Raw genomic sequence first — 24,106 nt, 5'->3', positions numbered from 1 at the left:
CTTTCACCTCATAATTTATCAGGAATAAAAGAGTCAAGTTTGGGCCGTGAAATTTTGATTGGTGATGACTAATAATCAGTGAGGGATAAATCCCCCACTGATTAAAATTTCACTTTATTATTTCTCATTTGGTGTGTATATCATTTGCTTCCCATTATTATAAATTAAAGCTGATTTTGCTTTTATTTTCGTTTTTTCTATTTCCACATCATCATTAGAGAAATTCACAATAATTTTAATATCTTTTCCATATGAAGCAGATTGGACTAATTTATCTTCTGACAAATATGCAAAGTTCGTCATTTCTTCTTTTACTGCCTTTTCATGAACTTCATTCCAAACTTTCAGATGCTGCGTAATTTCTTGTTTATGCTTATTCCACTCTACTTCATCTAAATGGTACAACGGAGGCACATTATACAATAACTCATATAACATTCGGTTTCCTACCTCATCTTTTACTTTCAAACTTCCCCATTCCCAGTGGTGCGTTGTAATTACAGAATCATTGTATACTAATTTATATAACGGTACCGAATATACTGGATTTAAATATACTTGTTTATATTCTTCTTTTAACGGTACTTGTTTTGCATATTTTTCTGGAACATTTTGATTCGGTGACCAATATCCGCCCACATAATACGGACTTGTTTTATTTTTCCTCATATCTTCATCGTCCCATTTAATAACAGGCGTTTCAATGCCGTGAGCAAATGCAATCGTGCTACTTGCAAAGTCATTTCCGCCTTCTGAGCCAACTACCATACCCTTTTCTTGCGCAATATAATCCATTCGTTGCAACCTTGCTTGTAAATCTTGTTCTTGTGTCGTTAAATGTTTTGTTGAATAATCATCATAAATTTCGCCCGTCGCGTCACAATCAATAAACCATGAATTATATTTAGGGCCATTTTGTAATATATCGTTCATTCGTTCTTTTACACTAGGAAGTGATAATGTCGGATTTAATTTTCGGCCTCTCCCTAAAAACCCTTGCACTTTCTCACCATTTTTCTTCGTTACAGTGGCTTCTTCATATAACGATGGGTCATTAAAGGAAGCTGTGTTCCAATTTTTATCACCTTTTTCGTGAATAGAATGGTAAGAATCATACGGACCAACTAAATATCCCATTTCCTTAGCTTCTGTAACGAAATTAGGCTGCATAAATCCTTGTTCCCAGTTCGGTAGACCAATCCACGCTTTGTCTATCCCTACTTTTTTCATTTCCTTTATTATATCCGTTCCATCTGCCTTACCCCATTTACTTACTTCTTCAACTGCATCACCGAGTACTGACTTTAATAAATGTTTATTTAAGCTATACAGCTCTGTCTTCGATAAGTGATCTACACCTTTCTTTAATAACACACTAGCTTCCTGATTAACTTTCGGGAAAATATCCTCTTTATACAATTCCTTCATAGATAATACTTCGTTTGTATAGCGTAAAATAACATTTTTTTGGTACTTATCAATGAAATCTTGTTTACTTACTTGCTCAAACACACTCAGTTCTCCAGGCTCCGAACTATTCTTTTGAATAAGCCCTTTTATATGACTAAACACCGGGCTATTTATTTGCTCTCTTAGCTTCGGCCAATTCACGTTACTTTCTGATAAACCATTTTGATTCCAAAAGTAAAAATGAGCTGCCCCGTAAAGTTTTTCGATTTCTTTATTTTTTCTTGCCTTTTCTTGTAATGTTTTAAATTCACCTTTTCGAGCAATATTATCCTTATACAGTTTAGCGATACTTACTGCATCATTATTTGTCACATATAATTGAAATCCATATGTTTTATTTTTATTTATACTCGGGAATTCATGTGTAAAATCAAACCCTATTTTCGGATCTGAATGAAATTTCAATTCATTATTAAACATATTGTTCGCAATATATACGATCGAATATTTAGAACCATTTAATGCAAAAAACTTCATAGAAAATGATTCAGCAAATGAATATGCATCATCCTTTAAAAACTTCTTCCAATTCTCATCATTACTCGGAATTTGCTTACCTTCCCATAACGGAAGTGTATAATTTTCAGCTTGCACTTTTGGCCATGTAAAACTTTCTGCACCAGTCGATTCCACTTCAATATTTAAGTGGTCTTTTTTCTTTTCTAAATTTACTTTTACTTTTTGATCCGGATATTCCCATGATGTATGATCCTTGTTTTTTTTCAAATTCGATACCTTCATTTTTGGTAATGGTTGTGATGCCTGTTCTTTTACACCATCATGTTCTACAGTTAACGTAAAAGTCTCAGGATTTACATCGTAAGTAAAATCTTTATACGTCGCTTTCTTTATTTTAGACTCTTGTAAAGCATCATTACCTTTTACATCACACCCGACTAAAGTCGAAAGTGACAATGTTGTAAGAAGACATATCGCTATCATTTTTTTCATCTTCTGCACCTCCACCAATGAATATACAGGAGGTTTGTTACAGGAATATGGCAAAAAAATAATAGAGCTAGCATTATGCTAGCTCTATTATGAGCAAAAAAATTTACGTATTACTATAATCTGTTTAAAGAAAATATGTACTACAGTGGAACTTTAATCCTTGTTTTTTTATTCTCACTAATAATTAGATCAAGCAAATCTAAATTCCATCAAGCTTTCCTTAACTGAAAAAGTAACTATATATAATATATCCTAAAACTAGCACTAAAATTAATATCCCTGTACCTTTCCAATTCATACCACCTGTCATATCAACAGGGCTACCTGATTCCACCCTGTTGAGTCCATCATTCAAAGAACCGGTAGGATTATTTTTCAATTCACTTTGTCTCATGCGTTCTCTTTTTTCTTCTGGTGACTCTTTTGAACTCATATAATCACCTCTAAATTTAATGTTCATTCCGAAAAATCCCCTTTAAAATAGATTCTCCATAACGTAAAGAAAGCTAGCTATGCTAGCTTTCTTTATAATCCAATATGTTCTTCCTTATTTACAGTAATCCCTTTATGATCAATTTCAAGCTCACATACTTTCATAGCTGCAAATACTCTCGCTAATTGGTCAGCTATTTCTTTACGCTTCTCGTACGGAGTTAAAATAAAAATGGATGGTCCCGCACCACTAAGCGCTGTGCCATATGCTCCGAATTCTTTTGCACATTTACGAATTGATGGTAATAACGGTACAAGTTCTAAACGATATGGCTCGTGGAAATGATCTCGTTCCATCATTTCACCTACAACTTCCCACTTCTTTTGACATAATGCAGCTACTAATACGTTACTTATCGCACTAGCCTTAACCGCTTCATGAAACGGAAACATCTCTGGTAATACAGATCGACTTTCCTCCGTATTTAGCTCTTCATTTGGAATAAGAGAAATTACGCCTAATTCCTTACTTTCAATCCTTACAACCGAAACATTCTTTCCATCCAGCGCTCCGATTACAGTTCCACCTAAAATAGAAGCAGCAACATTATCTGGATGTCCTTCAAAATTTGTAGCAATTTGAACTTTCTGATCAGTTGTTAAGTTCAAATTTCCAAGCTGATTCGCAAGCTCTATTCCTGCTACAATTGCTGATGCACTACTTCCTAGACCTCTTGTCAGCGGAATATTACTAGTAACTTCTATTATATAGGGTGATAAAGAAGGAAACACTTTACATGCCGTGCTAACAATTAAATTTTTATCGTCTGTTGGAATTGAATCTTCAAAGGAATGGATTACTTGCCATTTATCTGCTTCCGCCTTTACCACCACATCTAAATATAATGACAATGCTATTCCTACTGAATCAAATCCAGGTCCGACATTCGCTGTACTAGCAGGGACACGTACTCTCAATGGTATCACGACATAATCACCCCTTTAATATGATCTTTAATTTGCTCTATATCATTTGACACACTTGCAATATCAAATTTATTAGAAGAAATTGCGATATCAGGATCTTTCAAACCGTTTCCAGTTAAAACTGCAACAACCGTTTCTCCCTTTTTGATTTTTCCAGATTGCACATGTTTAATGACGCCCGCTAATGAAGCATTTGATCCTGGCTCTGCAAAAACTCCTTCAGTTTTTGCTAACAATCTATACGCATGTAATATTTCTTCATCTGACACCATATCTATTTCACCATGAGACTGCTCGGCAGCCTCTACTGCATACGACCAACTCGCTGGGTTACCAATACGAATCGCTGTTGCAATCGTTTCAGGTTCTTCAATTACATGCCCTTTTACAATTGCAGCTGCTCCTTCGGCTTCAAAGCCGTGAATTCTTGGTTTTTTATAACCCTTTTCTTTTTCATATTCACAGAATCCTTTCCAGTATGCTGTTATGTTCCCTGCGTTCCCAACCGGAATAGCTAGAACATCTGGTGCATTTTCCAACTGGTCGCAAATTTCAAATGCTGCTGTTTTTTGTCCTTCAATTCGGTAAGGATTTACTGAGTTTACTAATGTAATCGGCTCTTCTGCAGCAATATTTCTTACAGCCTTAAGTGCATCATCGAAATTCCCTTCTATTGAAATGATCTCCGCTCCATAAGCAACTGCTTGCGCTAATTTCCCATGCGCAATCTTTCCTTCTGGTATTACGATAATACATTTCATTCCGAGGCGTGCCGCGTATGCGGCAGCTGATGCTGATGTATTACCTGTAGATGCACAAATGATAGCCTCTGAACCTTCTTCTTTCGCCTTTGCAACTGCCATTACCATACCACGGTCTTTAAAAGAACCCGTTGGATTCGCTCCTTCATATTTTCCGTATAACTGAATCCCTAATTGTTTTGATATATTTAATAATGGAATCAGGGGTGTATTCCCTTCCATTAAGCTGACATCAGGTGTGTTTTCATTCACCGGTAAATAAGAAGCGTACTGTTTTAATAGTCCTTTATACATATTGTTTTTCCTCCTCAATAATGTAGTAACTGTTTATTTCACTTGCGACATCTTCTATCGCTCCTAAAACTTGCTCGAATTGATATTTTGAAGTTTGATGCGTCACAACAACGACTTCTGCAAGCTCACGATTCAAAGGTAATTGAATTACCTCTTTTAAACTCACAGAACAATCGACGAAACATTCTGTTATTTTTTTAAACATTCCAGGCTCATCTCGTAATGAAATGCGCAAAAAGTATTTTGAAACTACTTCTTCATCTCCTTGTAATTCATACGGCTCCGGTTCTTTTAATACACTTTTATTTTTCGGAACTTGATTCATATTTTTAACGATTGAAATAATGTCACTTACTACAGCAGAACCAGTTGGTAACTTCCCAGCTCCAGGTCCGTAAAACATCACTTCTCCTACTGCTTGACCGTGAACATACACCGCATTAAATTCATTATTCACATTCGATAGCGGATGATGACGTGGTAATAAAGTCGGTTCTACACTTAAGTGAATGGATGATCCTTGTTTTTCAGCTTTACCAATTAATTTCATTGTAAATCCTAATTTTTCGGCCATCTCTAAATCTTCTTTTTCAACCTTTCGAATACCTCTAACTTGAACATCATCTAAAGAAACATTCATCGAAAAACCTAAGTTTGCAAGAATTGCTACCTTTCTCGCAGCGTCTAGTCCATCTACATCCGCTGTCGGATCTGATTCTGCAAACCCTAATTTTTGCGCTTCCTGTAAAGCCTCTTCATACGACCATCCATTTTGACTCATCTTTGTTAACATATAATTTGTTGTTCCATTTACGATTCCCATTATTTTTTCAATTTGATCTGAAGCTAGCCCGTCTGATAATCCTCTTAATATTGGAATCCCACCGGCTACACTCGCTTCGTAACATAGGTCACATTCATTTTTATTTGCCAGTTGCAGAAGCTCCGCACCATATACAGCCATTAAATCTTTATTTGCTGTTACGACATGTTTCTTACTTTGCAAAGCCTTCACAATATGCTCTTTCGCTTCTTCAATTCCGCCCATTACCTCTACTACAATATCAATATTTGAATCATTTAGAACTTCATCGACATTACTTGTTACTACGATTCCATCAATGCAAACATCACGTTCCTTTTCCAAATCACGTACAACGACTGTCTTTACCTTTACTTCATATCCTGTATCAAGAGTGATTTTTTTATAATGTTCTTTCAAAATATGGACAACACCACTTCCGACAGTACCTAATCCTAATACCCCAACATTAATAACGTTATTCATCTTCTAATCTCCTCCTAAATAGTTTAATTGTTACACCTGTGAATCACCTTACTCTGCTTTTTAATCATGCAGGTGGTGGTTATTTCCGTACGTACTAATCGTTTCATGTTACCGCACCTCCTTTCAAAGTAATAAAAAAACACACTCATCCCTAGGAAAGGGACGAATGTGTTTTCGTGGTTCCACCCTTGTTCCAACCTAGACTTACTTTCTTCTAGATTGCTCAAGTTCAGATAACGGCTGATACCGTCAATAATTACTAGATTGCTCGTTCACTATTGAAGTTCAAAGGTGGTAAGATCATTTCTCGTGTTAGGAAGCTCACAGCCTTGGCCTCCTCTCTGTAAACCGTAAAAATGTTCTCATGTCCTTATCGTTACTTTTTCGCTCATGTTTATTTGTTAACTCATTATACTCGCATAAAAAACAAAATCAATACTATTTTTTTAATTATTTTAAATTTTCAATCTTAAAAACTATAAAAAAACACACTCATCCCTAGGAAAGGGACGAATGTGTTTTCGTGGTTCCACCCTTGTTCCAACCTAGACTTACTTTCTTCTAGATTGCTCAAGTTCAGATAACGGCTGATACCGTCAATAATTACTAGATTACTCGTTCACTATTGAAGTTCAAAGGTGGTAAGATCATTTTTCGTGTTAGGAAGCTCACAGCCTTGTCTTCCCTCTCTGTAAACCTTAAAAATCATCTCATGTCCTTATCGTTACTTTTTCGTTCATGTCTATTTGTTAACTTATTATAGTTATCAACTTTTCAAAAAGCAAGCCTATTTTTCTTCACAATTTTTAAGAATATGAATAATTATATTTTAAAATAACAAATCATCTAATACAGATTTATTCTCTTGCACATATATTCATCACATACAAATTAGCAATATTCATAGTTAAAGTCTCACTCTAAAACGTTTAGAGTTTCATACTTCAACACTATATTTAAAAAATAATTTTCAATACAATCTTTCCCTATAACTTTCTTCTAAAGAACGTGCAACTTCCTCTTCTGAAGCATTCACTTTCGCATGCTCCATTAACATTTTCGGTGCTGAAGGTAGCTCTGTTTTATTTAACCATGACTCTGGATCCCACATTTTTGAACGAATAAAAGCTTTTGCACAATGAATATAGCATTCTTCTATTTCAACAACAATTCCAAGTAACGGATTGCGTCCATTCGCCTGCATTTCTTTCAAAATTTCTTCATCGTTCGTAATATATGCTTTACCGTTTATTCGGAGTGTTTCCCCAAGACCCGGAATAAAAAAGATTAACCCTACGTGCGAATTTGAAATTATATTTAAAATAGAGTCTATACGACGATTACCCGGTCTTTCTGGGATGATAATTTTATTTTCATTTAATACATATACAAATCCAGGTGCGTCTCCCCTCGGCGAAGCATCACACTCTCCGAATTTATTTGCAGTAGATAATACTAGAAAAGGCGATTTAGACAGGAAATCTACACAATGGTGATCAAGTGATGAAATAACTTTTTTCAAAGCCCGTTCACTTGGTTGCCCCAATATTTGTCGTAATTCTTCCTCAGTTGAAATTATTGATTTTATTTCCTTATTCTCTATCTTCACTAATAATCACTCCTTTTTCTTTATTTTCCCAAAATTCAATACAAATATTGTATAATAAAATTTGCAGAAAGGGGAATTAAAATGACAGAGTGGTTAACAATATTTGATCCTGAAAGAAATACACTTGGAAAGAAATTACGTGATGACGTGCATCGTGACGGTGATTGGCACGAAACATTTCATTGCTGGTTTGTAGAAAAAGATGCTGAGGATATGTTCTTATATTTCCAATTACGCTCTAAAAATAAAAAAGAAGCTCCGAATATATGGGATATTACATCAGCTGGACACATTATGCATGATGAAGATGTACAAATTGGCGGTCTTCGTGAAATTGAAGAAGAATTAGGACTTTTCTTTCAAACTACTGATCTAACATACAAAGGAATCTATAAAATAGATTATGAAATTTCAAATCTTACTGATCGTGAATTTTGTCATATGTATTTTCACAATGTAATAAAGCCACTTCCATTTGCACCAGGTGAAGAAGTAGACGATGTGATGAAAGTACATGCAACTTCTTTTCTACAACTATTAAGAAGAGAGATTTCATCTTTAACGACTAATTCTGTTTTAAACAGTAATCCGATAACGATAACATTTGAAGATATTTATCCTTATGCTCTTGAATACTATGAATTTGTTATAGTGCAAGGACAAGAATTGCTAAACAAAAATAGTTTATAAAAAAATAGGACTCCCAGCTTACTTTATTCGGGAGTCTTATTTTTTTATTGCTCAAGTATCTTTAATTTTTTCTCTACTCGTATAAATAATCGTATAATTAACAACAGCATAACAATCATAATCGCTATCATTGTATGTGGATATCTAAACAGTATACTAATAACACTTCCAATTAACATCATAATGAATCCATTTTGTTTCATCACTTCTGCACTATACTTGTTACCTGCATCCCATAATTCCTTATTTTTCATAGACCGTTTCGTACGGTAACCATATGCTGCGTTAATATCCGTCGGTGGATTTTTTTGAAGAATAAGTGCCGCAAGTATAAATATAATACCAATCAATATGCTCATTCCTATGTTTACTAGTGCATCCATCAATTATATCCCCCCTAACTTACACCTTCATTATACTATACAACTCTTAAAATCCCAATTATTAACATTTTTATTTTCTCTCTTTAGATGTCTGGAACATACTTGGAAGTGTTACAAAACGTGCCCCTTTCGTTTTTAACTGCGGAATGATTTTGTCTAGTGCATCGACAGATCCTTGCAAATGTCCACCTGGAGTCGAATGTTGAAGTATGATACTTCCTGGAAATGAATTCCCTAGCACATTATTTGTAATCGTATCAGCACTTACCCCTTTCCAATCAACTGTATCAACACTCCACTGTACAATCATAAAATTTTGCTCTGTCGCCCACTTCAATTGATTTTCAAGTATTTCACCGTATGGTGGACGTATAAACTTCGGTGCATAACCAGCTAAATGATTTAATATTTCTTCCGTTTTTATAATTTGATTACGGTATTCAGCCTCATTTACTTTCGCTAAATTCGGATGATTATACGTATGGTTACCAATTACATGCCCTTCATTCGCGATACGCTTTACTACATTCGGAAACTTTTCTGCATTTTCACCAAGTAAGAAAAAAGTAGCTTTTACATTATATTGTTTTAACTTATCTAAAATTTTTGGCGTAAATACTAAATCTGGTCCATCATCAAATGTAAGAGCTACTTCCGCTTTATTGTATGGTCCTGAAAATGCATACGCATATTTTTCAACCCATGAAAAAGGTGTCCATGACCCCCGATTCTCTTCCTTCACTTTGACTTGATCATTTTGCGGAACATTTAATACATACGGCACTGCGTCTATATAGTTTCCATAATAAAATGAATGATATGGCATATAAGCATACGAAACATTTCGTTCTAGTCCCCAATGAAATGGAACGAACATTTCTGGTGCGTAAAAATAATACATGATAAAAACCTCCCTAAAATTTCATATGTGATTCATCTGTACTTTGTTAGAGAAATTCTTATTCATGAACAAAAATAAGACTGTCCGTAATTAGGACCGTCTTACTGCTTTATACAATTAATAAAGTGAAACTTTAATCAGTGGGGGTTTTACTGCCCGTTTATGCGGGATAAATCGATGTACTATCTTTCGGCAAAACTTTCACATGTTTTAAATAGCTTGTCACTTTGTCATCATCATCTTGCGGGTATTGATATCCATATGTGTTAGCAATTTCGTTCGCAACTTCCCTAAATAAATCACCCATTACAAAGAATGACTCCCATATATTTTCATATTCTGCATTTGAAAATGTCTTTCTAAATTGCTCCCACGTATCTTTTTCAACATATTGCTCGAAATGCTTACCAAACTTTCCGGTATTCACTGTAAAATTTGTTTTCATACCAATATGCCATTCTAGCATTACGATTAACATATCACGCATTGGGCCTTCAAGCATTCCTTTCGCATAAGAAAGTTCCTCGCGCCACAATCCTTTTCCTACATTTGTACTGCACCACCAAAATTCATTACAGCAATCCAAAAACTCTTTTTCTGTAGGATTTTTTATAACGTAATCTTTATCACTTGCTGGCGGAAATTCTCCAATACATTTGTCTTTATCCAGTAGTAATTTACTTAAACTATCCTGTCCAATAAATTTATTTATTAAATCAACTGGAACTAGCATTAAATCAATTCGATTCCCATCCATGAACTGCATTAAATACGGAAATTTCCCGTCTTTATCAGCTGGAAGTAACGACATTTCTTCCGGCATTTGCACAATCATTATTTCCCCAAATCTATTAATCCAACTATGATTACACGTAAAAGATTGTATATCTTTTACAACATAAATAATATCATAGTCTTGAAAACAATCTTTTTTCACATTTGGATTCACACGTGACCCATTCATGATGACAGCTCGAATTCTTTCATCCTCTTTTGCTGTATTTATAATTAAGTCTAACATTTCTTTTTCAGTTCTCATCTTCTTATAGCCTCCAAGTTTTTAATATATAATATAAAACTATGTAAATTGGAGGTCCACGAGCTAAATTCGTTGTACAAGATACACGTTATAATTTTTGAAACTTCTTTTTCATCCCTTTTTCCTCCTTAGATTACTCTGTTACGACTGCCATTACAAACCCATCGTACCCTTTACTTCCTACAGTTTGAAGCGCAGTAGCACTTACACGCGGCTCAGCAGCTATTAGCTCATAGAAATGGCGTATCCCTTGTACACGAGGATCGCTACTAGTATTATCAATAACTTCACCTTCACGTACTACGTTATCCCCAATAATTACAGTACCAGGGCGTGATAGTTTCAGTGCCCATTCAAAATAAGCAGGGTTATTTTGTTTATCCGCATCTATGAAAATAAAATCAAATGGTTCATACTTCTCATTTTCTATTTGTTTTAAAGAATCTAACGCTAATCCTAATCGTATTTCAATTTTATCATTCAAATTGGCACGCTCAATATTGCTCCGTGCAATTTCAGCATGCTTTTCACTTGCTTCTAATGTAACAATTCGCCCTCCAGATGGCAATGCTCTTGCAAGCCATATGGTACTATATCCGCCTAGAGTGCCAATCTCTAAAATGTTACGCGCTCCTTGAATTTGTACTAATAGTTGTAAAAACTTCCCTTGAGTTGGTGATACATCATGTGCCGGTAAATTAGCTGCAGCGTTTGCTTGAAGAACTTCTTCTAATGTAGAGTCTTTCGGTATTAATACATCACTCATATATTGATCAACAGCCGTCCATTTCTCAATCGTACTCATGGAAATACCATCCCCTTCAAGTTTTTAATACTTATCTACCATTCAAATTTAATTATACCGAAAATTCCGTTTCATACACAAAAAATAAAGAAGGGACACCCACTCCATTACAGAATAGATGTCCCTTCTTTGTATTTTATATTTATCCCTTACGGATTAGTAGACCAAAGTCCTGCTGATTTAATAAATGTACGTTTATTTAATTTCAGCTGCGCTACGATAAACTCTGCAATATCTTCCGCTTGCATTACTTTATCAGGATTTCCATCAGTTAATCCTAAGTCTACAGCCATGTCAGTTGCTACTGTACTTGGTGTTAAAGCTGTTACACGGATATTATGTTTACGAACTTCCATCGCTAACGATTCTGTTAAACCAAGAACACCAAATTTAGAAGCACTATATGCACTTGTTACAGGTGCACCTTTTTGTCCTGCTGTAGATGAAATATTAATAATATCACCAGATTGTTGTTCAATCATACTTGGTAAAGCTGCACGAGTTGCATAGTATACACCCATTAAGTTTACTTGAATGATTTTTTCCCAATCAGCAACGTCTAATTCTAAAAACTTACCGAATTTAGAAATACCAGCGTTATTAATTAAAATATCGATAGATCCTAAATCATTTTTTAATGTTTCAATTGCAGTCGTTACTTCTTCATATGAAGATACGTCAGCAGTCGCAATAACAGCTTTTACACCTTCTGCTTCCACTTCTTTCGCTACAGCTTTTAAGTTTTCTTCTGAACGAGCTAAAAGACCTACATTTACGCCTTCTTTCGCTAACGCAATCGCTACAGCACGACCAATCCCTCTACCTGCTCCTGTAATTAAAGCATTTTTTCCTTGTAATAATTCTGCCAAGTATAACACTCCTTAATCATCTCAGTTGTTTATTATATTAAAAGTGTATCTATGTTTATGCAAAAAGGCAATGATGCACTTTTATGTGCGTAGGTTACTTATAGGTAACTATAGTAATGGTAAATGCATTTTTAAAGAAAAATAGTGTTAAAAGGCCTCCTTCTAACACTATTTTTCTTCATGATTTGGAATACGCACAATAAATTCTGTACCATTTCCTTCTACACTCTCAACTTTTATTTTTCCTTGATGAAGGTCGAGTACTTTTTTTACAATTGCTAGACCTAATCCACTTCCTCCATAAGCACGGTTTCGTGAAGAATCCGCTTTATAAAAACGTTCAAAAATATGTTGTTTCTGTTCTTCGGATATACCAATTCCCGTATCATGAATACTTACTTCCAGGAATTCCTTATGTTCTTTTAAATGAATTGTAATCGTGCCACCATTTGGTGTGAATTTAATACTGTTATGAATTAAATTAATCCATACTTGGCTCATACTTTCTTTGTCTGCAGTAACACACACTTTATCCATATCAAGATCTAGCTCAAGTCCTTTTTCATCCCAAAGAGGCTCACTATTTAACACAATTTGTTTCAACTGTTGATCTAATCGATAAGTAGCTCTTTCTGGTGAATACTCCTCTGACTCTAAAAGTGTTAGCTTCAATAAATTTTGACTCAATTTAGATAATCGCGTTGTTTCAGTTTCAATAATAGTAAGATAATGTTTTCTTTTTTCAACTGGTAGATTATCATCTTGTAGCGCTCGAGCAAATCCCTTAATAGATGTTAATGGCGACTGTATTTCATGAGAAACATTCGATACAAATTCTTGTCTCATTTTCTCCATTGCATTAAGTTCATCCGTCATATCGTTAATACTTTTTACAAGCACACCAATTTCGCCATCATACTTTTCTTCATTCCGTATTTTTACAGAGAAGTCCCCTTTTGCAATTTTTTGTATCGGTTCAATGATCGTCCAAATCATCGCCTCTCGCTTCGGTCTCATTAAAATTCCGATTAATGTCCAAATAAGAACGATAAAAACAAAGCCGACCATATCACTAATTAGAAAAGTAATAAAAGGCGATACGTTTATTTCAAAAGCTTTCATTACACTAGACGATACAAAAAAGGCTATTGACCAAATTATAGTAAGAAAAGTAAAGAGCGCTACTATCGCCCCCATTACTTTTAACATCTTCATCTTACTCATTCTTTCTCTTTTTCTCATTTACTTACCTCTAAGCGATACCCTAAGCCCCTTATCGTCCTTATACTAAACTTCGATAACTCTTCTTGAAACTTTTCACGCAACCGATTAATATGAACGTCTAGCGTGCGTTCATTCCCTTCAAAATCATATCCCCATACGTCTTCTATTAATTGCTCTCTTGAACAAGTTCTCCCCGCTTTAGATCCTAATGTAAAGAGCAACTCAAATTCTTTTAGCGGCAGCGTCACCGTTTGTTCTCCAACGTTAACTTCAAATGTTTTACGATTTAACAGTACATTCCCAACTTGAATAGATTGCGATACTGTAATTTGGTAACGTTTCAATAATGCCTTCACTCTCACAACTAATTCTAAAGGATCAAATGGTTTTACAAGATAATCATCTGTTCCGAGGTGAAATCCTTTTACTTTTTGAGATGTTTCACCTTTAGCAGTCAGCATAAGAATTGGGATATCATAGTATTTTCTTAATTCATAACATAAATCAAACCCATCCATATTTGGCATCATAATATCAATAATCGCCATTTCGACTCTCACTTCTTCTATTTTTCGAAGAGCATCTAATCCATCAACGGCCTCATATGTTTGAAAACCTTCTCGTTCCAAAAATACAGAAACAAGTTCTCTAATGTGCGGATCATCATCTACAATTAAAATTTTGGGTATCAAGGAATCATATCCTTTCTGCTTAACATACTTTTTAGCACTCTAAAATCAACAATCAGTGAAGTGCCCCTTCACTGATTGTTTTCATTCTATAATGCTCCTTCTTTAATTTTCAATTGTTGCATTGCAAATTCACGGTACATGTCATGTGTCCGTAATAACTCATCATGTGAGCCACTTCCTGTAAGATTCCCTTTTTCAATAAAGATAATTTTATCTGCATCTACAACAGTAGAAAGTCTATGCGCAATAACTAAAGTTGTTCTACCTTTCATTAAGTTATTTAACGCCTTCTGAACAACCGATTCCGATTTACTATCAAGACTTGACGTCGCTTCATCTAACATAAGGATTTGTGGGTTTCGTAGTAACGCTCGAGCAATCGCAATTCGTTGTCTTTGCCCTCCAGAAAGCTTCACGCCACGCTCTCCAACTTCTGTTGCGTATCCACTTGGTAAATCATGAATAAACGCATCAACATACGCCATCGCTGCTACTTTTTCAATTTCTTCATCCGTCACTTCACCCTCAACACCGTAGCAAATATTATCGCGAATCGTTCCATCAATTAACGGACTATCTTGTGAAACGTAACCAATTTGACGTCGCCATGATTGTAATGAATATGCTGTAATTGGTTCTTTCCCTAATTTTATGAAACCACTAGTTGGCTCATAAAAACGTTCTAACAGCGAGAATAAAGTTGTTTTTCCGCTACCACTTGGTCCTACAATCGCCGTTACTTTTCCAGATTCAATCGTGAAGTCGATATTTTTCAAGATTTTCTCTTCTTCGTTATACTCAAAATGTACATTTTCAATAACGATCGGCTGCTTCGCATTTGTAACATTCATACCTGTTTCATGATCTTCTACTTCATATTCTAAAATCGTATTAATTCTTTCGGTTGCACCAATTGCTTTTTGGAACTGAGTAAAGAACATTGATAACTGACTCATTGGCATAATAATTTGAACCAAATACAAAATAAATGCTACAAGTTCACCTGTTGTTAATGCACCACTAGAAACTCGCATTCCACCATACCCTACGATAATAACAAGCAATGCCATTAAAACAAACGACATAACAGGTGAAATTAATGCTTGCACTTTTCCTTCTTTCAAACCAAATTGCAATAATTTTTGGATACCTGTATTACCTGTTTCATATTCTTTTTTTTCCGTATTTGAAGATTTTACTAAACGAATTTCTGATAGTACTTGTGTTAATACACTAGTAAAAGAAGCCGTTTCATCTTGAAGTGCTTTTGAAATCTTATACATTTTCCGTCCAAGTGGAACTAAAATTAGTACCGATAATGGAATAACCGTTAAAAGTAAAATTGTCATTTTCCAGTCTAAAACAAATAATACAATTAATGACCCAATAATTGAGATACCGCCTGTTAATAAGTTTGACAAATGCTCAGAAATTAATGTTTTAACAACACCTGTATCATTTGTCATACGACTAATTGTATCTCCCGTTCTGTTTTGATCATAATAAGACACTGGTAAAATAAGTACCTTTTTCCACAATCGTTCTCTAAGTCCAGCTACAATTTTTTGTCCAATATAATTCAGTAAATAAATTGACAATCCTGCAGCAATTGTTTGAATAATAAAGAATGCAATTAATCCAACAATTTGTCCCGTACTAATTGAAGAAAGTGAAAAATTATCAACTAAACCTTTTGTCAGCATTGGAATAAACAAACTCGCTCCAGTAGAAAGTAAGCTCATTATTAATGCAAAAATAAGAATGCCTTTCGGTGGATTTGTATCTTGAATGAGACGTAAAAACTGCCTCCAATTCCCTTTTTTCTTTTCTGTATTCCTAACTTCCATTGTCGTTCATCTCCTCGTTATAAACAAAACTATTCTTTCTAAAACTAGAATACGCTATAAATGTAAACTGAATGTAAACACACTTTTTTCTAATTTTACAAAATATACATATAAACTCATCTTTACAACAAGTATAAATATCTGATATTATTACCTGGTACTTATTATTATTCTATGTAAATTATAGACTACGCATAGAAAATATATAACTAATTTTATCAATTAGCTAATTTAAAACACTATATAAATCTCCAGCATTGAAAGGAGTATCCTTTTTGCAAACAAATAAACATTCCGAAAAGGAAACAATCATTTTTATTCATGGATTAGTTGGAAATCGCCGCGCCTTCAAAAAAGAGCATAAACGATTTTCTGCCTCCTACAACATTATAACTTATGATTTATTAGGTCACGGCGACGATAAAGGAGAAGCTATCGACTTTTCAATACAGCGCCTCGTAGATCAATTATTGAACTTGTATGAAAAAGAGGGAATTAAAAAGGCTCATATTTGTGCTCTAAGCTACGGCTGTTATATCTCTACGACATTTGCACAAAGGCATCCAGAAAAAGTATTGAGTATTTGTCATATTGGTGGACATTATAATAACCCTTCCCGTTTATATAATGTTTTTCAGAAATTTTGGGAAAAACGTGGTGATGAATATTCATCTTGGCTTTCTCAGTATGCTAGTACTATTTTTCCAAGTGGAATACTAAGGGCAAATCCGTTCGCTGTTATTTCACGAAATATTTATTACCGTTTCGGATTACAATTACACTCGTCCATTATTGCTGAGTCATTACGACACCGCTTAGAATTCGACTTAAAATCTAAATTAAAAGCACTTCCCCATCCTATATTATGGGTGATGGGAGAACATGATCATCTCTATAAATCTTGTCTCTTTGATTTGAAGTCCATTCTTCCGAACGTTTTATATAAAGAAATTCCATTAGCAGGTCATGCAGCAAACTTATTCCGTCCAAACTATTTTCATGATTTATATGCTAAGTTTTTGCATGGAAAATTGACATAAAGTGAAACTTTAATCAGCGGGGATTTGTCCATCCCCCGCTGATTATTATCCCGCAAATAGCAGGATAAATACTACTATACTGTTAGTTTATCCAACTATGAAAAAGGCTTCCCAAGTTTCCCTGGAAAGCCTTTTCTCTATACGAAAAGTATATAAAATACTTTTTCTTAGTATGCTTTTGTGTAACCTAATAGGTGCTTACTCCAGTAAGAGTTGCTTACAGAGCTAATGCGTACACCAGTTGCGTCAGTTTCTGCACTGATGAACTGTCCATTACCTAAGTAAACGCCCATGTGAGAAGGACCTGATTTATAAGTATTTTGGAAGTATACTAAATCACCTGGTTGTGGATTGCTAGTTTTTGTTTTAGAGCTCCAGTATCCAGCAACTGTTTGACGAGCGCCTTTATGACCAGTTTGATTTAATACGTAGTGAATGAATCCACTGCAGTCAAAACCAGCAGGTGTTGTACCAGCAGTTCTGTATGGTGAACCATTTAAAGATCTAGCGAATCCAGCGATTGAAGATGTATCTCCACCTGTTGGTGCTGTTGGTTTTTGTACTTGGTTCGTACCTTGGTTCGTACCTTGGTTCGTACCTTGGTTCGTACCTTGGTTACCACCAGTAACTACATTGTTCACTCCGCCTTTTACAAACTTAACAAAGTCTGCACTTACGTAACCAGTGCGGCCATTATGGTTAATTTTATACCAACCATTTTCAGCGCCAGTAACGTTTAATACTGTACCGTTTGTTACCCCACCAATTACAGGGTTATATGTAGCTGGACCTGTACGTACTTTTAAAGCACCTGTGTTAACAACATATGATCCACCAGTTTGAACTGTAGTAGTATTGTTGTTGTTTGTAGTTGGTTGCTGAGTTTCGTTAGATACAGCTGAACCACCTTTTGTTACGTAGTCTTTGCTTACGTATCCAGTTCCACCATTGAAGTTAATTTTAAACCAATCTTGAACTTCACCTACAACTTGAACTGTTTTTCCTTTATTTACAGAACCTAAAACAGTATGAGATGCACTTGGGCCTGTACGTACGTTTAATGAAGAAACGTTTACTGTGTAAGTACCTGTTCCTTGCTGAACATTAGTAGTAGTTCCTTTATTGCCACCAGTTGTTACGAAGTCCCCACTTACATAACCTGTTTGACCATTTACACTAACTTTGAACCAACCGTTTTCTTGTCCAATTACTTGAAGTACTTGACCTGATTTCACTTTAGAAATAACGTTATGTCCTGTACCAGCACCTGAACGTACATTTAATACATCAGCTGTTACTGTGTATTTTAATTCAGAAGTTGTTTCTACCGTTTTTGTTTCAGTTACAGTCGTTTGAGTTTGAGTTTGTCCATTAATTTCTTTTAGCGCATCATTTGAAACTTGTGCATGAGCAGAATCCATTCCAGGAACTGCTACACCTACTACAGATGCTGCTGCTAAACCTGCGATTACTTTTTTCATAAGTTGTCTTTACTTCCTTTCCCTACTATCCTCTTGAGAAAACTATAAACTTAGTACTTTACAATATTATCAAAGTAAAATATTCATCCAGTTCCATTTTTTAGCAAGAGTTTTATTTTTCACACATCGTTTATTTTAAACGATTGAAGTGAATTTAGTGTGAACTTCATGTGAACTTTATCATTAAACAGTGTGTTTTTGCAATGCTTTTTTCAAATTTCTTATGTATTTCATTGAAAATTCGACATTCCATTCATTATCTTAATATATATTTTTCTTTTGCTATCCATTTTAAAAAACTCTATTAATCTAATACAATGCAAAGAATGTATTTTCTAGTAAAGTCCCTTCCATGAAGCATACTCTTATCATGACAAAAAATGCTTTTTTTATCAATAGTATAATATTTTTAGAAAACTATTTTTGATATTATCCATCGTTTTTAAAAGGTTTGACGATTTGTAAGATTTAACTCCAAAAATTCTGTTCTAATTTGACGAAAATGCACATTCCACTATCTATTTTTCACTATCCATGGAATTTTCAGGATATTTATATTATCATATCTAAAGTAGGATTTTAATCCATACAAATTTTATTCACCCCACACTGAAACCAATCGAACTTTTACAGGTCGGTATTCTATACGTATCATTGAATTTTGATATGGAAGCCTTACTGCCCGCAAATAGTGAGATAAAAAAAGGAGATATATTTATGAAAAACATAATAGATGATCCTATAAATAAAAATATAGAACTGTACTATGCTTTTTTTCAATTCGTTTCAATTATAACATTACAAAAAGTATCAACTATTGAAACACGTAAAAACAAATTAAAAAATCAGATGAAAAATCCCTACAAAAAAAATCCTTACTACTTATAAAAGGTGAACAGATTATATCTCTGTTCACCTTTTATTTTTTATTTTATTTGTAAATTTTCACACGAGTTTCTAATGGCTGATATTCTTTATCTCCTGCCGAAACTACCGGTTTACCAAATGGCATTTGCGCAGTTAACTTCCAGTTTTCAGGTACATCCCATTCTTTCCTTACTTCTTCATCAATCAACGGATTATAATGCTGCAATGTAGCACCAAAACCTTCAATCTCTAATGCTGTCCAAATCGAAAATTGCAACATTCCAGAAGATTGCTGAGACCATGTAGGAAAATTATCTTTGTATAGTGCAAAGTTCTCTTGCAAACTTTCTACTACTTTACTATCTTCAAAATACAAAACTGTCCCATAGCCACTTTTAAATGCATTCATTTTCTCTTCCGTAGGTGCAAAATTATTTTCAGGTACAATTTTTCGTAACGTTTCTTTCGTAACATTCCATAATTTGTCGTGTTGTTCACCTAGTAATACAACAACTCTTGCACTTTGAGAATTAAAAGCCGAAGGTGTATGTTTCACAGCATGATAAATCACTTCTTGAATTCTTTCATCAGAAACTACTTGCTCTTTACTAATCGCGTAAATAGATCTTCTGTCTTCAATTGCTGAGTAAAAATCTTTTGCCATTACAATTCCCTCCAATTTTCATTTGAGGCAGTATCATATGTACGAAGCATATAATGCCTCTCGAACTTATTATTAATAAGTTCTTAACTTAATAATATCAACAAACAAAAACAAACTCAAATGATATCACTTGAGTTTTCACTTCCTATACGTCAAAAAATAAAAAAACAGTTTATTGTCACCAAAATCAAGGTTCAATAAACTGTCTGTCTTATTTTTATAACAATCTAAATTACTTCTTTCTTCACCTAATTAAGCAATTGAAATGCATAGGACATTAATTTATTTGTTTCTGTAAAACGTTTTGTTTTACTTTTTGTCCCCATAACAACTGTAATAATGCGATTATCACCTTGTTTTGCAGTACCTGTAAAACAATACCCTGCGCTATCTGTAAATCCTGTTTTTAATCCGTCTATTCCTTCTATATATAAAGCTTTATTATTTTTGTTTAACATCTCATTTGTGCTTGTAACATTAACATTATTAAATGCTAACTGACTTTGACGTAAGTGAGTCACTTCTAATATCTCTGGATAGTCTTTTATAAGATGATACGCTAATTTTGCTACGTCAGCTGCTGTCATTTTCGTTTCACTTCCGTCGGGCTCCTGTAATCCGGAAGCATTCGCGAATTTAGCTTTATCTGACATTTCTAACTGCTTTGCTTTTTCATTCATAAGTTGAACAAAGTTTTTTTCTGTCTTAGCTACATGTTCCGCTAAAGCGACAGCCGAATTATTAGCCGATTCAATCATTAACGCATGATATAAGTCCTTAACAGTTAATGTATCATTTGCTTGCATCGGGATTTTTGCACCCTCTGTTTGTGCCGACTTTGCACTTATTTTCACTGGATCTTCCCAGTGGACTTTCCCATTATGTATACTCTCTAAAACGAGATATGCTGTCATCATTTTTGACATACTAGCAGGGGCAACAGCTTCATTTTCATTATTTTGATAAATAACTTCTCCATTACTCGCATCGATAATAATAGCTGCTTTTGCATCAATTTCTGGTGGTATATATTTTGGTGGAACTACTTTTTCAGATAGCCCTGTTTTAGGTAGCTCTGCCACTTGTAAAGGCTGAGTATCTACATTTGTTTCACTCTTTTGAACTCCTTGGAAAAAGAACCAACATATACCCAGAATTACTACTAATAGGATTGTTAATCTTCCCCATTTTAACCGCTTCATTCTAAAACTCCTTTAACAAACCTTTTATACACTCATGTTTAACCATAACAACAATTACTTTATATCGTCAAGGTAAAAAGCATATTTATTCATCTATAACAATTATAATTTCAACCTCGTTCTCTTTTTCATATGTGTTACACTAAAAACAACGAAATATAAGAATATTCAATTACATTTAAACACAAAAACACTATATAATAGAAAGGATTTATACATATGATACTTCCAAAAGCATTAAAATATGGCGATACCATTGGCATCTACTCTCCCTCTTCACCAGTAACCTATACTTCTTCAAAGAGATTTGAGCGCGCAAAATTATACTTAGAACAGAAAGGATTTCATATATTAGAAGGTTCACTAACAGGTCAATATGATTATTATCGTTCCGGGAGCATTAAAGAGCGTGCTGAGGAATTAAATGACTTGATTAGAAACCCTAACGTCTCTTGTATCATGTCGACAATTGGGGGACTGAATTCAAATTCATTATTACCTTATATTGATTATGAGACTTTTCAAAAGAATCCTAAAATAATGATTGGCTATTCAGACACAACAGCATTATTACTAGGAATTTATGCAAAAACAGGAATTCCTACATTTTATGGTCCAGCACTTGTTCCTTCTTTTGGTGAATTTGAGCCTTTCGTAGATTGCACGTACAAATATTTTGCGGATACTTTATTAACTGATCAACACCTTCCTTACAACATAAACCAGCCGTTATTTTGGTCAGATGAATTTATTAATTGGGAAGAAAAAACGAAAGAAAAAGATCTTCGACCGAACAATTGGATTTCAGTAATTGGTGGGAAAGCTACTGGACGTATTATTGGTGGGAATTTAAATACTATACAAGGTATTTGGGGTAGCCCCTATATGCCACTTATTCAAGATGGTGACATTCTCTTTATTGAAGATAGCTCAAAAGATGCAGCTACTATCGAAAGAAGTTTTTCATTACTTAAAATTAACGGCGTTTTTGATAAAGTTTCAGGTATCATCCTTGGAAAACATGAGCAATTTGATGATTGTGGTACAAATAGAAAACCTTATGAAATATTATTAGAAGTATTACAAAATCAAAAACTTCCTTTTCTAGCCGATTTTGATTGTTGTCATACTCATCCAATGATTACTTTGCCAATAGGTATTCAAGTAGAGATGGATGCAACCAATAAAACGATACAAATTATAGAACAGTGGAAAATCTAACTCTACTAGCTCTATTATTTTCAGCTCTAAAGCTACGCATTGCCTTCTATTGTTTTACATTAGAAGACATGATACTATATATTTTGGAATGTGAAGAAATAAACAAAAATCATTTCAATATGCCTTTTATATATAATAAGAAGCTATTGATTATATACATCGAGTTTACATACGTGTATATAAAGTAAAAGAGAGTGAATATATGAAACCAACTATTAAAAACTATGTATTTTTACATGTAGCCTTCTTGATATATTCTATCATTATGGTTTACATGAAATGGGCATCTCAATTCCCTATTGCATCAATTTCATTTTTTATTGCTTACTTCGGACTTGTTGTACTTTTATTCGGATATGCAATTCTATGGCAACAGGTCATTAAGAACTTTGAAATTTCTAGAGCATATTCACACCGTGGGATTATCATACTATGGTCAATGCTTTGGTCAGTATTCCTGTTTGGAGATACGATACAGTGGAATCACATACTTGGCGCAGCTATTATTATCGTCGGAATTGTGGTGGTGACAAAAGATGAATAGTTATATGTTATTATTGATATTTGGGATAATTTTAGCCAATTACTCACAAATATTATTAAAAAAGGCTACTTTACAACAATACGATTCTAGAATAAAAGAATATGTGAATCCTTATGTTATCATCGGCTACTTTTTATTTGTAATTAATGCCGGATTAAATGTGATCGCCTTAAAGGGCATGGCATTAAAGCAAGCATCTGCATTAGAATCATTAAGTTATATCATCATTTTAATTTTCAGTTGGTACTTCCTAGGGGAGAAAATCACGAAACGAAAAATCATTGGCAACATTATTATTGTCATTGGTGTAATCATCTATTGTATTCAATAACAAAAAGATCCGTTTATGATAAACGGATCTTTTTGTTATTGCCCTAAATTTTGAACCTTATCTTTCAAATCACGAACTTGTTCTATCGTCTGCATAAGCTCAGAGTTTTTAAACTGCTCTACATTCATTTTCCCTTCCTCTATCTTTGTCATAGATGTATCAATTAATGTATTTAACTTTTCATTATACCCGACGATTTGCTGGTGAAGATCCTTCGCTACATCTGGTGGTGTTAATTCATTAAAAGCTGGTATATCTTGTTTAATTTCAGTAAGTTTCGTTTCTAGTTCTTTCCGGGCTTCCCCATCATTAACGGCCTTTTCTGCTAATGCTGGCGCTTCATTTGCAAATGCACTTATTTCATTTACATAGTCTGTCGCTTTTTGAGCGTAATCTATGGAGTTCTTCCCTTCCTCTACTAGCGAACATCCCATCAAACCAATTGAAACTACAATTGAAAGTAACATTGTTTTTGTAAACTTCATTTTTACCTCCTAAATAATTGCCATACTTT

The 24,106-nt window shown here is 34.2% G+C and carries 24 protein-coding genes and 2 other annotated features; of the genes, 6 read left to right on the top strand and 18 right to left on the bottom strand.

Going from position 1 to position 24,106, the window contains the following annotated elements; genetic code table 11:
- Positions 1 to 117 precede the first annotated feature (117 nt).
- The 6 genes from MHH59_RS09670 to MHH59_RS09645 form a co-directional block, all read right to left on the bottom strand.
- Positions 118 to 2,421: a glycoside hydrolase gene (locus MHH59_RS09670; RefSeq protein ID WP_016126787.1), complete on the bottom strand. Its 2,304-nt coding sequence runs from the start codon at positions 2,419 to 2,421 to the stop codon at positions 118 to 120.
- 220 nt (positions 2,422 to 2,641) lie between these two features.
- Positions 2,642 to 2,854, bottom strand: coding sequence for a DUF6366 family protein (locus MHH59_RS09665; RefSeq protein ID WP_003188727.1), 213 nt, complete (start codon positions 2,852 to 2,854; stop codon positions 2,642 to 2,644).
- A 92-nt stretch (positions 2,855 to 2,946) separates the two neighbouring features.
- Positions 2,947 to 3,840 (bottom strand): homoserine kinase, encoded by an 894-nt coding sequence (thrB, locus tag MHH59_RS09660; RefSeq protein WP_016120043.1) that lies wholly within the window; start codon positions 3,838 to 3,840, stop codon positions 2,947 to 2,949.
- A complete protein-coding gene (gene thrC, locus MHH59_RS09655) occupies positions 3,837 to 4,895 on the bottom strand; it encodes a threonine synthase (protein WP_000276430.1) in 1,059 nt (352 codons plus the stop codon). The genes thrB and thrC overlap by 4 nt, the downstream gene beginning before the upstream one ends.
- On the bottom strand, positions 4,888 to 6,183 hold the full coding sequence (locus tag MHH59_RS09650) for a homoserine dehydrogenase (protein ID WP_340851147.1): 1,296 nt from the start codon (positions 6,181 to 6,183) through the stop codon (positions 4,888 to 4,890). The genes thrC and MHH59_RS09650 overlap by 8 nt, the downstream gene beginning before the upstream one ends.
- Positions 6,184 to 6,338: 155 nt before the next feature.
- Positions 6,339 to 6,569: a binding site (T-box leader), on the bottom strand.
- Between the two features lie 116 nt (positions 6,570 to 6,685).
- Positions 6,686 to 6,917 (bottom strand) — a binding site (T-box leader).
- 236 nt (positions 6,918 to 7,153) lie between these two features.
- Positions 7,154 to 7,792: a pyridoxamine 5'-phosphate oxidase family protein gene (locus tag MHH59_RS09645; RefSeq protein WP_002012360.1), complete on the bottom strand. Its 639-nt coding sequence runs from the start codon at positions 7,790 to 7,792 to the stop codon at positions 7,154 to 7,156.
- An 81-nt stretch (positions 7,793 to 7,873) separates the two neighbouring features.
- Here MHH59_RS09645 and MHH59_RS09640 point away from each other — a divergent pair, with 81 nt between their 5' ends.
- On the top strand, positions 7,874 to 8,482 hold the full coding sequence (locus MHH59_RS09640) for an NUDIX hydrolase (protein WP_002126927.1): 609 nt from the start codon (positions 7,874 to 7,876) through the stop codon (positions 8,480 to 8,482).
- Between the two features lie 44 nt (positions 8,483 to 8,526).
- Here MHH59_RS09640 and MHH59_RS09635 read toward each other — a convergent pair whose 3' ends face one another.
- The 8 genes from MHH59_RS09635 to MHH59_RS09600 all read right to left on the bottom strand — a co-directional run bounded on the left by MHH59_RS09635 (position 8,527) and on the right by MHH59_RS09600 (position 16,242).
- On the bottom strand, positions 8,527 to 8,865 hold the full coding sequence (locus MHH59_RS09635) for an SdpI family protein (protein WP_002012358.1): 339 nt from the start codon (positions 8,863 to 8,865) through the stop codon (positions 8,527 to 8,529).
- A 70-nt stretch (positions 8,866 to 8,935) separates the two neighbouring features.
- The gene (locus MHH59_RS09630) at positions 8,936 to 9,766 is read right to left on the bottom strand and encodes a peptidoglycan-N-acetylglucosamine deacetylase (protein WP_078178497.1); all 831 of its coding nucleotides are present in this window, start codon (positions 9,764 to 9,766) and stop codon (positions 8,936 to 8,938) included.
- Between the two features lie 160 nt (positions 9,767 to 9,926).
- Positions 9,927 to 10,805: an aminoglycoside 6-adenylyltransferase gene (locus MHH59_RS09625; RefSeq protein ID WP_002168604.1), complete on the bottom strand. Its 879-nt coding sequence runs from the start codon at positions 10,803 to 10,805 to the stop codon at positions 9,927 to 9,929.
- Between the two features lie 133 nt (positions 10,806 to 10,938).
- On the bottom strand, positions 10,939 to 11,610 hold the full coding sequence (locus tag MHH59_RS09620) for an O-methyltransferase (protein ID WP_002126922.1): 672 nt from the start codon (positions 11,608 to 11,610) through the stop codon (positions 10,939 to 10,941).
- Between the two features lie 149 nt (positions 11,611 to 11,759).
- Positions 11,760 to 12,479, bottom strand: a complete 720-nt coding sequence (locus MHH59_RS09615; RefSeq protein WP_078178496.1) for a 3-ketoacyl-ACP reductase — start codon at positions 12,477 to 12,479, stop codon at positions 11,760 to 11,762.
- Positions 12,480 to 12,647: 168 nt separating this feature from the next.
- Positions 12,648 to 13,721 carry an envelope stress sensor histidine kinase HitS gene (gene hitS / locus MHH59_RS09610; protein ID WP_002086159.1) on the bottom strand — a complete coding sequence of 358 codons (1,074 nt, stop codon included), beginning with the start codon at positions 13,719 to 13,721 and terminating at the stop codon, positions 12,648 to 12,650.
- The gene (gene hitR / locus MHH59_RS09605) at positions 13,718 to 14,395 is read right to left on the bottom strand and encodes an envelope stress response regulator transcription factor HitR (RefSeq protein WP_002126920.1); all 678 of its coding nucleotides are present in this window, start codon (positions 14,393 to 14,395) and stop codon (positions 13,718 to 13,720) included. The genes hitS and hitR overlap by 4 nt, the downstream gene beginning before the upstream one ends.
- A gap of 86 nt (positions 14,396 to 14,481) precedes the next feature.
- Positions 14,482 to 16,242 (bottom strand): ABC transporter ATP-binding protein, encoded by a 1,761-nt coding sequence (locus tag MHH59_RS09600; RefSeq protein ID WP_002031356.1) that lies wholly within the window; start codon positions 16,240 to 16,242, stop codon positions 14,482 to 14,484.
- A 275-nt stretch (positions 16,243 to 16,517) separates the two neighbouring features.
- Here MHH59_RS09600 and MHH59_RS09595 point away from each other — a divergent pair, with 275 nt between their 5' ends.
- Positions 16,518 to 17,282 carry an alpha/beta fold hydrolase gene (locus MHH59_RS09595; RefSeq protein ID WP_078178911.1) on the top strand — a complete coding sequence of 255 codons (765 nt, stop codon included), beginning with the start codon at positions 16,518 to 16,520 and terminating at the stop codon, positions 17,280 to 17,282.
- Positions 17,283 to 17,449: 167 nt separating this feature from the next.
- Here the strand turns inward: MHH59_RS09595 and entFM are convergent, their stop codons facing one another.
- Complete coding sequence (entFM, locus tag MHH59_RS09590; RefSeq protein ID WP_340851145.1) at positions 17,450 to 18,763, bottom strand: enterotoxin EntFM; 1,314 nt, start codon at positions 18,761 to 18,763, stop codon at positions 17,450 to 17,452.
- Positions 18,764 to 19,480: 717 nt separating this feature from the next.
- On the opposite strand from entFM, the gene MHH59_RS09585 reads away from it, so the two are divergent.
- Positions 19,481 to 19,651, top strand: coding sequence for a hypothetical protein (locus MHH59_RS09585; protein ID WP_016126784.1), 171 nt, complete (start codon positions 19,481 to 19,483; stop codon positions 19,649 to 19,651).
- 43 nt (positions 19,652 to 19,694) lie between these two features.
- On the opposite strand, the gene MHH59_RS09580 is transcribed toward MHH59_RS09585, so the two are convergent.
- Complete coding sequence (locus tag MHH59_RS09580) at positions 19,695 to 20,294, bottom strand: nitroreductase family protein (RefSeq protein WP_002086169.1); 600 nt, start codon at positions 20,292 to 20,294, stop codon at positions 19,695 to 19,697.
- Positions 20,295 to 20,542: 248 nt separating this feature from the next.
- Positions 20,543 to 21,496, bottom strand: coding sequence for a D-alanyl-D-alanine carboxypeptidase family protein (locus MHH59_RS09575; RefSeq protein ID WP_002086170.1), 954 nt, complete (start codon positions 21,494 to 21,496; stop codon positions 20,543 to 20,545).
- 219 nt (positions 21,497 to 21,715) lie between these two features.
- Between MHH59_RS09575 and MHH59_RS09570 the strand changes: the two genes are divergently transcribed.
- The 3 genes from MHH59_RS09570 (at position 21,716) to MHH59_RS09560 (ending at position 23,592) form a co-directional block, all read left to right on the top strand.
- On the top strand, positions 21,716 to 22,717 hold the full coding sequence (locus tag MHH59_RS09570) for a S66 family peptidase (RefSeq protein WP_078206892.1): 1,002 nt from the start codon (positions 21,716 to 21,718) through the stop codon (positions 22,715 to 22,717).
- A gap of 202 nt (positions 22,718 to 22,919) precedes the next feature.
- Positions 22,920 to 23,261, top strand: a complete 342-nt coding sequence (locus MHH59_RS09565; protein WP_002086172.1) for an EamA family transporter — start codon at positions 22,920 to 22,922, stop codon at positions 23,259 to 23,261.
- Complete coding sequence (locus tag MHH59_RS09560; protein WP_002135751.1) at positions 23,254 to 23,592, top strand: EamA family transporter; 339 nt, start codon at positions 23,254 to 23,256, stop codon at positions 23,590 to 23,592. Before MHH59_RS09565 ends, MHH59_RS09560 begins: the two co-directional genes overlap by 8 nt.
- A gap of 35 nt (positions 23,593 to 23,627) precedes the next feature.
- On the opposite strand, the gene MHH59_RS09555 is transcribed toward MHH59_RS09560, so the two are convergent.
- Positions 23,628 to 24,077 (bottom strand): DUF6376 family protein, encoded by a 450-nt coding sequence (locus MHH59_RS09555; protein WP_002012340.1) that lies wholly within the window; start codon positions 24,075 to 24,077, stop codon positions 23,628 to 23,630.
- Positions 24,078 to 24,106 lie beyond the last annotated feature (29 nt).

Source organism: Bacillus sp. FSL E2-0195, assembly GCF_038003645.1.
Taxonomy (GTDB): Bacteria; Bacillota; Bacilli; order Bacillales; family Bacillaceae_G; genus Bacillus_A; species Bacillus_A mycoides.
This window is presented reverse-complemented; position numbering and strand designations above follow the sequence as displayed.